Source organism: Roseibium aquae, from assembly GCF_008711285.1.
GTDB classification, from domain to species: Bacteria; Pseudomonadota; Alphaproteobacteria; order Rhizobiales; family Stappiaceae; genus Roseibium; species Roseibium aquae.
On the sequence record NZ_VXDC01000002.1, the window covers coordinates 33,411 to 45,170 of the forward strand.

At 60.2% G+C, this 11,760-nt stretch carries 10 protein-coding genes; 2 read left to right on the forward strand and 8 right to left on the reverse strand.

Annotated elements, in window-relative coordinates; genetic code table 11:
• Positions 1-62: 62 nt before the first annotated feature.
• The 8 genes from F0184_RS03820 to F0184_RS03855 all read right to left on the reverse strand — a co-directional run bounded on the left by F0184_RS03820 (position 63) and on the right by F0184_RS03855 (position 9,791).
• Positions 63-1,019 carry an agmatinase gene (locus tag F0184_RS03820; RefSeq protein ID WP_150494739.1) on the reverse strand — a complete coding sequence of 319 codons (957 nt, stop codon included), beginning with the start codon at positions 1,017-1,019 and terminating at the stop codon, positions 63-65.
• A gap of 73 nt (positions 1,020-1,092) precedes the next feature.
• Positions 1,093-2,172, reverse strand: a complete 1,080-nt coding sequence (trpS, locus tag F0184_RS03825; protein WP_150494742.1) for a tryptophan--tRNA ligase — start codon at positions 2,170-2,172, stop codon at positions 1,093-1,095.
• 103 nt (positions 2,173-2,275) lie between these two features.
• Complete coding sequence (murJ, locus tag F0184_RS03830; RefSeq protein WP_150494744.1) at positions 2,276-3,862, reverse strand: murein biosynthesis integral membrane protein MurJ; 1,587 nt, start codon at positions 3,860-3,862, stop codon at positions 2,276-2,278.
• Between the two features lie 30 nt (positions 3,863-3,892).
• Entirely contained in the window at positions 3,893-6,727 is a 2,835-nt protein-coding gene (locus F0184_RS03835; RefSeq protein ID WP_150494746.1) for a [protein-PII] uridylyltransferase, read from the reverse strand.
• 132 nt (positions 6,728-6,859) lie between these two features.
• Positions 6,860-7,231 (reverse strand): helix-turn-helix domain-containing protein, encoded by a 372-nt coding sequence (locus F0184_RS03840; protein WP_150494748.1) that lies wholly within the window; start codon positions 7,229-7,231, stop codon positions 6,860-6,862.
• A 3-nt stretch (positions 7,232-7,234) separates the two neighbouring features.
• Positions 7,235-7,804: a Smr/MutS family protein gene (locus F0184_RS03845; RefSeq protein WP_150494750.1), complete on the reverse strand. Its 570-nt coding sequence runs from the start codon at positions 7,802-7,804 to the stop codon at positions 7,235-7,237.
• Positions 7,801-9,063, reverse strand: a complete 1,263-nt coding sequence (gene mltA, locus F0184_RS03850) for a murein transglycosylase A (RefSeq protein WP_208998312.1) — start codon at positions 9,061-9,063, stop codon at positions 7,801-7,803. The genes F0184_RS03845 and mltA overlap by 4 nt, the downstream gene beginning before the upstream one ends.
• A complete protein-coding gene (locus tag F0184_RS03855; protein ID WP_150494752.1) occupies positions 9,060-9,791 on the reverse strand; it encodes a Tim44/TimA family putative adaptor protein in 732 nt (243 codons plus the stop codon). The genes mltA and F0184_RS03855 overlap by 4 nt, the downstream gene beginning before the upstream one ends.
• Positions 9,792-10,030: 239 nt before the next feature.
• Here F0184_RS03855 and F0184_RS03860 point away from each other — a divergent pair, with 239 nt between their 5' ends.
• Positions 10,031-10,534, forward strand: coding sequence for an FxsA family protein (locus F0184_RS03860; protein ID WP_150494754.1), 504 nt, complete (start codon positions 10,031-10,033; stop codon positions 10,532-10,534).
• A 161-nt stretch (positions 10,535-10,695) separates the two neighbouring features.
• The gene (locus F0184_RS03865) at positions 10,696-11,733 is read left to right on the forward strand and encodes an acyltransferase family protein (RefSeq protein ID WP_150494756.1); all 1,038 of its coding nucleotides are present in this window, start codon (positions 10,696-10,698) and stop codon (positions 11,731-11,733) included.
• The last annotated feature ends 27 nt before the right edge of the window (positions 11,734-11,760 follow it).

Genomic DNA, 11,760 nt, shown 5'->3' on the forward strand with positions numbered 1-11,760 from the left:
TTCTGGCTGACAGGAGATAGGGATTCTCGGGGCCGTTGCAATGTTGGCAGACGGGACATCGCTCAACCGCGATGATACAGGACGCGGCCGATCGTGTTCATCAGGAGCTGTGCGGCGAGGACGCTGGTGGAGCCGGTGGGATCATAGTCCGGGGCCACTTCAACCAGATCGATGCCGACAATGGTTCCGCGTTTAGCCAGGCCGTCGATCAGTTCCAGAATCTCGTAGTAATAAAAACCGCCGTGGCTGGGCGTTCCAGTGCCCGGAGCGATGGATGGATCGAAGCCGTCAATGTCGATTGTCAGATAGTAGCGGGCCCCTTCCGGAATACGGGCCAGCATGCCGTCCACACCCAATTTGCGGAAATGGCGCACGGACTGGATATCCGAGCCCATGGCCCGCGCCGCCTCATAGCCCTCCTTGGCGGTGGAGGACACGTTGCGGATGCCGATCTGCGACAGGCCTGTCACATAAGGTTTTTCTGCCGCGCGCCGCATGGGATTGCCGTGGCCGTAGCGCACGCCATGCCGCTCGTCCACGAAGTCGAGATGGGCGTCGATCTGCACCACATGGATCGGGTCCTGCCCCGCAAACGCGTTGATGCAGGGGATATTGACCGAGTGATCTCCTCCCAAAACGACAGGGAGGGCGCCTGCCTCCAGGATCTTGCGAACCCCGAACTCGATGTTTGCGTGGCTTTTCAATGTGTCGGTGTGGACGATATCCGCATCGCCAATGTCCAGGATGCGCGTGGTTTCCGCGGGCAGATAGGTGATGTCATCTTCGAAATCATAAGCACCGCCATGGCCGAAGGAAAACAGCGTCGACGCCTCGCGGATGGCCCGTGGCCCCATGCGCGCACCGGCCCGCCACTGCGTCCCGAAATCAAACGGCGCGCCAAGAACCGCCACATCCGCATCGATCGCATCCCAATTGGGCTGAAAAGGCGCCTTGCCGAAAGTGCAAATTCCGACAAAGGGCAGATTGAGCCGCCCGCTTTCATACCCATGACCCGCCATCAAAAACTCCCCCGGCTGTGTCCAGCCGGAGGAGCGTAGGCCATCGGGACGCGTTTTGGCAGGGGCAACGGCCTTACCGGACGTCCAAAAACCCGATGATCTGGCGCACGTCTTTCAAAACCGGCTCCGCAATGGCCGCCGCCTTCTCAGCACCGTCCTTGAGAACGGCGTCGATTTCCGCCGGATAACCCATCAAACGCCGCATTTCCTGGGTCATCGGCGCCAGCTTTTCGACGGCGAGATCGGACAGCGCCGGTTTGAAGGCGGAAAACTGCTGCCCGCCATACGCGTTCAGGACCTCAGCCTTGGAGGAGCCTGCAAGGGCCGCGTAGATCCCGACAAGATTGTCCGCTTCCGGACGGCCCTCAAGCCCGTCAACCTCGCTTGGAAGGGCATCCGGATCGGTCTTGGCCTTCTTGATTTTTTTGGAAATCGTGTCTGCATCATCCTTGAGGTTGATGCGCGACAGATCGGACGCGTCGGATTTGGACATCTTCTTGGTGCCATCGCGCAAGGACATGATCCGTGTTGCCGGACCGGCGATCATCGGCTCGGTCATCGGGAAATACAGCATTTCAGGCAGCTCGGGTGAGGGCGTCGGGTTCGGAACGCCGAGGCCAAGCTCCTTGATCCGGTCGGCAAAATCGTTGTTGAACTTGGCCGCGATGTCACGGGTCAGCTCAAGATGCTGCTTTTGATCATCCCCCACCGGGACATGGGTTGCGCGGTAGGCCAGAATGTCGGCGGCCATCAGGTTCGGGTAGGCGAACAGGCCGACGGAGGCATTTTCCTTGTTCTTGCCCGCCTTTTCCTTGAACTGGGTCATGCGGTTGAGCCAGCCCATGCGCGCCACGCAATTGAACACCCAGGCCAGCTCCATGTGCTCGCGCACCTGGGACTGATTGAAGATGATCGAGCGCTTGGGATCGATCCCCGCCGCCATGTAGGCAGCGGTCACCTCCCGGGTGGCGTTCGTCAGTTCGGCGCGGCCCGGAAAACCGGCGGTGATCGCGTGGGCATCCACAACGCAGAAAATGGTCGGCATCTGGTCCTGCAGCGGGACCCAACGGGACACCGCACCAAGATAGTTGCCGAGATGGAGATTGCCGGTGGGCTGGACGCCCGAAAAGACACGGGGCTGGAACGCCGTCATGACCTGTCCCTTTGTTGTGAAAGCCGGTTGGAAGGGCCCGTCCTGGGTGATTTCAAGGTGCGCCGGTCTTAAGGGACCGGCGGGCGGGTTGGCAAGGAGAAGATTAGGTGTCGCCTTCGGCCGGCGGGACAGTGTTGCGGGTCTTCAACGCGCGCAAGTGACCCTTAAGGTCGCTCCCGCCGGTGACCTGAACGAAAACGGCGAAGGAAACCATGCCCAGCAGAACCAAAGCGCCCAGCGCCGCGATGCGCATGATCAGCCAGGCATCTGTCAAATAGGGCGACAGCGGAAGGGAGGCCACCTCCACCACGCCGCCCATCAGCAGGCTGGCCAGGAGGATCAATCCGCATTTTCGCAACAGCCGGAGATCGGGCGAGAAATGTCCCCGCCGCCAAAGGACAAAGACGAGGAGACCGGTGTTCACCCAGCCGGCAATGGTGGTGGCCAGTGCGATGCCAACATGGCCGAGAAAAGGAAAGAAGGCGAGGGAAAGCGCGACGTTGACCACCATACCCACGACCGCGAACACCATCGGGGTCTTGGTATCTTCGCGGGCGAAATAACCGGGCGAAAACACCTTGTTGAGCACAAAGGCCGGGAGACCGAAGGCAAAAGCCGCAAGGGCCGCCGCTGTCCCGATCACGGCCTTTTCGCCAAAAGCGCCGCGTTCGAACAGAACGGAAATGATCTCATTCGGCACCATCGCAAGCGCAACGGCCGAGGGCAGGGTCAAGACGAGGGAGAACTCAAGCGCGTTGTTCAAACTGCGCTGGTACTGATCGACTTGCCCGCTCCGCAGTTGGCGCGTCAGGCTCGGCAGAAGAACGACCCCGATCGCGATGCCAATCACGCCAAGCGGCAACTGATAAAGCCGGTCCGCGTAGTAGAGCATCGCGTTCGCGCCATCTTGAAACGAGGCGATGATGGTGCCCACGGCGACGTTGATTTGGGTGACGCCGCCCGCAATGACGCCGGGAATGCCCAGAGCCAACAGACGTTTGGCCGATTTTGTGTATTTCGGCCGAAAAACCGGGATCGAGAACCCCAGACGCCTGAGATCGATGACAACGACGCTGAGCTGCACAATGCCGCCTAACGTGACCCCCATCGTCAAAATTACGCCAAGGGTCAATGTGTCTTGCACATCGAGAAATAAAACGCCGCCCAGGACAATGGTCATGACGACATTCAGCATGACCGGCGCGAGGGCCGCGGCCGCAAAACGCTGGTAGGTGTTCAAGATCCCGCCCACAAAGGCGAGCAGGGACATGAATATCAGATAGGGAAAGGCGATCCGGGCCATCAACACGGTCAGATCGAACTTCTCCGGACTGTCGGAAAAACCCGGCGCAAGAGCCCACACGACGAAGGGCATGAAGATCTGAGCAAGGGCGCTCACAGCAAGCAGGCAGAACAAGAGTGCAGACGCGATCTCTCCGGCAAATTGCCGGGCGCCTTTCTCTCCCTCTTCCTCCAACGCGCGGCCGAACAGTGGCACGAAGGCAGAATTGAACGCGCCTTCGGCAAAAAGCCGGCGGAACAAATTGGGTAGGCGGAAGGCGACGGCGAACGCATCGGCGACCGGTCCGGTTCCCACCGCCGCGGCCAGCAAAAGATCGCGGACAAAGCCCAAGATCCGGCTGGCCAGGGTGGCCCCGCCGACCGTTGCGACATTCCTCAAGAGACTCATCGGCGCAAACCGTCCATTTCCGGGAGATGCCTAGCCCGCGTGAAGGGTGATCTTTCGGGCCACAGGCGCGGCCGCACTCAAATCGATCTCACCGTCGACGGCTGCTTCCAGCCGGTCCCGGATGATTTCCTGGCGGCCGATATTCGAAATCTTTTGGCCCGTGAGATCGGTGACGTAAAACACGTCGACGACTTTCTCCCCGAAAGTCGAAATATGGGCCGATCCGATGTTGAGATTGAGCGTGGAAATCGCCCGCGTAAGATCGAACAGGAGCCCGGGCCGGTCCAGGCCGGATACCTCCAGCACCGTATAATCATCCGACAGCGTGTTGTTGACGAGGACCTCGGCCGAGACCTTGAACGCTTTCATCCGGCCCTTGAGGGCGCCTTTCTTGGATGTGGTTTCCGGCAAACGCGCCTCACCGGTCAGGGCTTTTGCGATCAGGTCCGTGACCCGGTTTCCCCGGCGCAACTCATCATCATCATCCGGCAGCTCACGGCTGATGAAAATCGTATCCAGGGCAAATCCATCCGTGGTCGTGTCGATATGAGCGTCGACAATATTGGCTCCGGTAGCAAAGCATGCCCCGGCGATCACCGACAGAAGGCGGGGATGGTCCGGGGCCAACACCGTCAGTTCCGTGACCGCCTCGAAGGCATGCGGCCTGACCTCGAAGGCCAGGCGGTCGCTGGCGAGATCGGCCTTGCGGATCAACTCCGCGTGGGCGAGACGGCGGTCGGCGGATACGCGCAGCCAGTAATGCGGATAATGGCGCTCGGCATAGGTGGCCCGCGCCGCTTCCGGCCAGTGATCCAGCCGATCCATCAGTTCCGTTTTTGCCCGCTCGATCGCCTGCCGGTGCGAGAGTTTGGAGTGCCCGCCCGTAAGGTGTGGCTCGGTTTCATAGTAGAGCGTGCGCAAGAGCTGCCCCTTCCAGCCATTGAACACGCCCGGCCCGACAGCCCGGATATCCGCCACCGTCAGAATGAGCAGCAACTTCAGACGTTCGAGCGATTGAACGATCCCGGCGAAATCCGTTATGGTCCGTTCATCCGACAGATCCCGGCTCTGGGCAATGGTGCTCATGTCCAGGTGATGCTCGATCAACCAGGCGACGGTGTCTGTTTCGGCATCCGACAGTCCAAACCTTGGACAAAGCTTGCGGGCAATGCGGGCACCGGCCATGGAATGGTCTTCCGGCCGCCCCTTCGCAATGTCGTGAAGAAACATCGCGACGTAAAGGACCCGGCGGTTTTGAAGGGTCAGGATCAGATCCGTCGACAGGGGATGATCCTCGCCCGACTCGCCCCGTTCGATTTCAGCCAGCACGCCGATGGACCGGATGAGATGCTCGTCCACGGTGTAGTGGTGGTACATATTGAACTGCATCATTGCCACCACCTTGCCGAAATCCGGCACAAACCGGCCAAGAACGCCCGCCTCGTTCATCTTCCGGAGTGTTTTTTCGGGATTGTGGCGCGATGTCAGGATCGACAGAAAAAGCCGGTTCGCTTCCGCGTCAGACCGAAGTTTGGCATCGACCAGCTTGAGCGAGCGCCGGATCACCTTGGTCATCTGGGGATGCAGATAGTAGCCGTTCTTGTCGGCGATCTGAAACGCGCGGAGAAGATTGGCCGGGTCATCCTCGAACACCGTTTCGGATGCAATGTTGAGGCGATTGTTCTCAACCAGAAAACCGGGAGCGCCATCCACGGGTTTGGCCGGGCCAGGTGTCCTTCCGAACCGGAACCGGCGGACGAAACGTGTCAGCCCGTTGCCTTCCGGTTCCTTGACATGCTGATCCTCCAGGGCGGCACACAAGATACGGGTCAGATCGCCAATATCCTTGGCGACGAGAAAATAATGCTTCATGAAGCGTTCGACATCGCGCATTCCGGGATGCTGCGTGTAGCCCAGACGAATTGCGATTTCCCGCTGGACATCGAAAGACAAACGCTCTTCGGGCCGGCCGGTGAGGAAATGCAAATGACACCGCACTGCCCATAGAAAGTCCTCGGACTTGACCATCCGGTTGTATTCCGCGCGTGAAAGGACCCCGCGCTTGACCAGCTCCGACTGACTGCGTACCCGGTAGTGGTACTTTGCGATCCAGAACAGCGTGTTCAGATCACGCAGGCCGCCCTTGCCCTCCTTGATATTGGGCTCGACCAGGTAGCGCGACGTGCCCTGGCGCTTATGCCGCTGATCCCGTTCCTTGAGCTTTGCGGCGATGAACTCGGAGCTCGTATTCTTGACGACCTCTTCGTCGAAGCGTTCCACAAGCTCGGCCGCGAGCGCCTCGTCGCCCCAGATGTATCGCGCTTCCAGGACGGCGGTGCGGATCGTCATGTCCGACCGGCCCAGCCGGATGCATTCGTCGATTGTCCGGGTCGCATGACCAACCTTCAGACCCAGATCCCACAGCATGTAGAGGATGTATTCGACCACCTGCTCACCCCAGGCGGTCTGCTTGTAGGGAAGAACGAACAAGAGATCGACATCGGACCCGGGCGCGAGCGTGCCGCGGCCATAGCCGCCCACAGCGACGACGGACATGCGCTCTGCCGCGGAAGGATTCTCGATCCGATAAACGTGAAAATAGGCAAAATCGTAGATGATGCGGATGAGTTCATCCTGCAGGTGGGACAGCCGCTGAGCACACACCAGACCCCGTCCATCCTCCATGAGGCGGCGGCGCGTCTCATCACGCGCGGCGGTCATGGTCTTTTTCAGTTCGGCCAGCACCATGGTCCGGATCTTGAGATCGGACCCGTCACCGCCGGTGTTGCGCGTCAACGCTGTCAGGCGTTCGCGCACGTCGGCGGACTCAATTAGCCCGTTCAAGTCTTCATCCTGTGGTTTCATGGCGTGTGTCATGGGCAAGAGCCAATCGATGCGGTTTTGGTCAGGTGAATAGACATAGCCATCGGGTCATAATGGCCGGTAAAGAGCGGAAGCGGCAATGCGGTCAAGGACCCGGCATCGCGGTTTCGCGATCTACACGCCATCCTTTGCACAAACCACACGCAATTGATGCAGTAAATGCCCGAGCGAGTCCGGCGACAAACCGCCGATCTTCTGCGCCAGCTGGTTGGCAAGTTCCGTCGCCTTGGGATCCATTCCGGCCGTGTCGATGCTGACCTTGGGATCGGACAATTCTGCAAGCCGCTGGATTTCTTCGGCTTCGTCCCAAATGACATTGAAATAAGCGATGATGCGCTGAACGAGAAACCAGGTCGGCTTCCCGCGCTTTCCGTGTTCCAGCGCGGACAAGTAGGCACTGGACACCGACAAGGCATGCGCCATTTCCTTGAGTGAAACCCCTTGTTTCGCTCGCAATTCCCGTATTTTCGCTCCAAGCGGTGTCACGGCTTACCTTTTCCTGCGTATCCTGACATAGAGCGCGCCGGCCCCGCCGTGGCTGGCATGCGCCTGCTCGTAACCCACAACAACGTGTCGCATATCTGGCATGGCAAGCCATTGCGGCACAACCCGGCGCAACACGCCGCGTTCATCCATGAACCCGTCACCGCCCTTGCCGGTGATTACAAGCACCAGCTTGTGGCCACGCGCCTGGGAACGATACAAGAACGCGCGCAGATTTCCATGCGCCTGGTGTTGCGTGAGACCGTGGAGATCGATGCGCCCATCGATCGTTTTCGCGCCGCGCACCACTTTCCGCCGATAGCGGTGTTCCAACTGGTGAAGCGGCGGGAGAGGAGCGGCCTCCGCAGACTTGGGCGGCGGGCGCATGCTTGTCTCGGGCTTCGCTGTCTTCGCGGATTGGTCTTCCAGGGCCGGCTGGTCCGTCACATCATCGAGATCCTGCTCCAGCATCTTGTGCTCGGCATGCAAGGGCGTGAGTGTTTTGGTCACCCGGGTCCAAAGATCCCGATCCTCGGGCGAAAGGGTGCCGCGGTTTTTCCGCCCGCGTGTGCTCATCGTCCCGCTGACCCCAACCCGCCAAGACCGGCTGCCGCCGCGTTGGGGACAAGCAGGACCATATTCCCCGCATGGCGGATTTCGCCGGCTATCCGCCCGGCATCCATGCCCGAGCCGACGAAAAGGTCGCCGCGTCCGGCTCCGCGGATCGCAGATCCCGTGTCATCGGCGACCAGAAGGCGGGCGAATGTGCGGGCGGAGCCGTCCAACTCATCGAGGTCTTGTGACGTTACGAAAACCGGAAAACCATAAGGAATGTGGGCCGGGTCGATCGCAAGGCTTCGTCCCGCCTTCAACGGCAAACCGGCCGCCCCGATCGGACCGTCCCGCGCCTCGTCGATCTCTACTGTTCGGAAAAAGATGAAGGAGCGGTTTTCGCGGAACAGAGCGTCCCTTTGGCCAGGATTTTTCTCAAGCCACGCACGCAGACCGCTCATGGTCAGTTCCTCCGGCGTGCCCTCGCCCCGGCGCACCAGAACGCGGGCGATCGAGCTGTAGGGATGACCTGTCTTGCCCGCATAGCCCACCCTCAAAACCGAGCCGTCATCGAGACGCAGACGGGTCGATCCCTGGACATGAACGAAGAAGGCATCGACCGGGTCGCGCAGCCACACCAGTTCCAGGTTTTCCGCGTCCAGCGCTCCGGCCATGATGGCGCCGCGATCGGGAAGCGGAACGAGACCATCCGGCGTCAGCCGCCCATGGCTGAGCTCCGCTGACCAGCCCTTGGGGCGGTTGGCGGCCGTTACGGCGGTCAGACCGGCCGGCGGCGCCAGAAGCGGATATCGGTAAGGGCCGGCCTTGTGCCGGGAAGCGGGCAGTTCGGGTTCGAAATACCCGGTCAGAAAAGCGGACCGGGCCAGCCGATACGGCGTGAAATGGGCCTCGAAAAACCGGCGCGCCTCATCTTGTGACGCCGATATGCGGGCCGCACCTTCGCGGGCTGCCTCGCAAGTTGCCGCGGGCACATCGTTCTTGATGCCTGAACCTCGCGCGCCCGGTTGACAAAACCGGAAAAATGCATCGAAGGCGGCACGGTGATCATCCCGTGACCATCCGGGCAGGGCTGAGAAATCCGTTTTCAGCAGCCCTTGATTTTGCGTCACTCCGTCTTGAGCCATACCGGCAGCCCCTGTCGAGATGGCAGCGAACGGCCCGGCACCGGCGCAGAAAAAGGCAGCCGCAAGGGCTGCCTTGATTGAGAGCGGAGCCAGGCTGAACATCGATCCGCGCCGGCGGGCATGGCGCCTGACGTTCATTCGGCGGATTCGGTTGCCACCAGCTTCCAGTTCGGATCGCGCGAGCTTGTGTCACGGGCAAAGGTCCACACATCCACGACCTCGGCCACCTTGTTCGGGTCGCCATCGACCACGTTGCCATCCTTGTCGCGGGTCGCGGAAATCAGCTGGCTTTGAACCTTGACGGTGACCTGCGCGACATCGTTTTTCAGCGCCGCTTCAACGATTTCCGCCTTATCGATCCCGACAAATGTGGAATCGATGGTCTCGCCGCGCGCTTCGCGTTCCTCGATTGCCGCCACAAATCCGTCATAGACTTCCTTCGACAACAGCTGCTTCAGCGTCTTCCGGTCACCTTCCGCGAAACTCATTACGATCATTTCGTAAGCGGCCTTCGCCCCTTGAACGAACTCCTCCGGCTCGAACGTGCGGTCGGCGGACAAAATCTGTTTCAGCGCTTCGTTCAACGCCGTGCCGGCCGGAGCCATCTTGTCGATAACAACGCTGCCGCCTTCTCCATGATCGCCGGATATGTCATCCCGTCCCGCGCCTGGCAGGGAGACGACATTGTCGCCATTTCCAGCCTGATCACGGCCAGCCTGATCGCGCCGCTGTTCGGGCTTCGAATAGGGGTCAAACGGCGGACGTTCGTTACCGGTGCGCTTTCCCAGGACAGATCTCAACCGGAAGATAATGAACACTGCCAAGGCCAGGAAAATGATGTTGTATATGTCGAAGAGTTCGTTCATCTCGTTGTTACCGGCTCATTCGTCGTGGCGGTTTGGCGGATTTCAGCGTAAACAGAAAACAAATCCCGGCCCTGAACCGCGTGGTCCTGCTGCATATGTAGTGGCTCTTGAACCAGCATCCAGAGCCAAGAGCAAGCCGGTTTTTTTGATCGGTCCGCTTTCAAAAGGTCCCGAGGGTCGAAATCGGAACCCAACACCCTTACCTTGAAGCCAACACACTAACAGACGCCGGGGCCATTGTGGGACTTTATATTGTTGCCGCCATCATCCTTCTACCACTCATCGAGATCGCCGTCTTCATCGCGGTCGGAGATGCGATCGGCATATTGCCGACCGTTCTTCTGACCGTGCTCACCGCCGTGGCGGGCACGTTCATGCTGCGTCAGCAAGGTTTGTCCCTTGTCACGCGCATGCAAAGTGAACTCCAGGCAGGGCTTGTTCCGGAAACGGACATGCTGCACGGGGCCATGATCGTGCTCGCGAGCATCCTCTTGCTCATTCCCGGATTCGTGACCGATGCGATCGGGCTTCTGCTGTTCATTCCGCCGGTTCGGGGCGCCCTGGCGCGTTTCATCGTATCGCGCGTCAATGTTACGGTCGTGCAAACCGGACGGCGTGGCCAGCCCGGCGTGGTCGATCTGGACGAGGAAGACTGGGCGGAAAAAACGGCCTCCAATCCTGACGGCGGCCCCAAACGCATCAGTCCCTGGGCAGATGACGATACACCGGAGCGGCAAGGCTGACGCATGTGACGCCCGAACCCGCCTTGTCGGCAGCGCGCGCGGCGGATTGTGATCAAGCGCTTGTGAAAGCGGTCTTCGAAATCGTGACGACAGATGCCGGCGGCGTTAACGCCTCCTCAGTTTTGACGGTGTAAATTACCGGTAATCATCGGGAGAGCGGAATGACGGCAGCGCACAGCCGCATTGACTGGGTCGACACGGCGAAGGGGATATGCATCGTCTTCGTCGTTATGATGCATTGCGTGCTGGGCGTGGAGGAGGCGGCCGGACAAACGGGCTGGATGCACGCGATTGTCGCTTTCGCCGCCCCCTTTCGCATGCCGGACTTCTTTCTGATTTCCGGTCTCTTCCTGAGCCTGGTGATAGCCCGCGACTGGAAGCTTTATCTCGACCGGAAAGTCGTTCATTTCGCATACTTTTACGTGCTCTGGATGACCATCCAGTTCGCCGTGAAAGCCCCCGTCTTCGCGCAGGAGATGGGCTGGGGCGGCGCGCTGGAGTTCTATCTCCTCAGTTTCGTCCAGCCGTTCGGAACGCTGTGGTTCATCTACATGCTGCCGATCTTCTTCGTGGTCACCAAGCTTGCCCATGACCGGGGCGTGCCTTGGCAGCTGATGTTGGGGATTGCGGCGGCACTGCAGATCGCACCGATCCACACCGGCTATCTACTGATTGACGAGTTTGCCTCCCGCTTCGTCTATTTCTATGCCGGCTATATCTTCGCGCAGCGCATTTTCGTCCTGGCGGACTGGGCAAGGGCGCGCATTCCCTTAAGCCTTGGCCTTTTGGCCCTTTGGGCACTCGTCAATGGCGGGCTGGTGTTTGCCGGCTGGTCGCAATTGCCATTCGTCTCCCTTGCGTTGGGCGCAGCCGGAGCCGGGGCCATCGTGCTGACGAGCGCCTTGCTGGTCACCTGGGGGCGGCTGGATTTTCTCCGCCACTTCGGCGCGCACTCGATCGTCATCTATCTCGCCTTTTTCTTTCCCATGGCCGTTTCCCGCATTATCCTTTTCAAGCTCGGCGGTCTGGACATCGGCACGATCTCCCTGATCGTCACCATCATCGCGGTGGTCAGCCCGATGATCCTTTACTGGATGATCCAAAAAACCGGCTTTGGCTGGTTCCTGTTCAAGCGGCCGCACTGGGCCTATCTCGAAGGAACGTTTGGACGGAAAAAAGCGCCGCAAGCGGCGGAGTGAAACGGCTCCGATTTAGCCCTTTCCTCA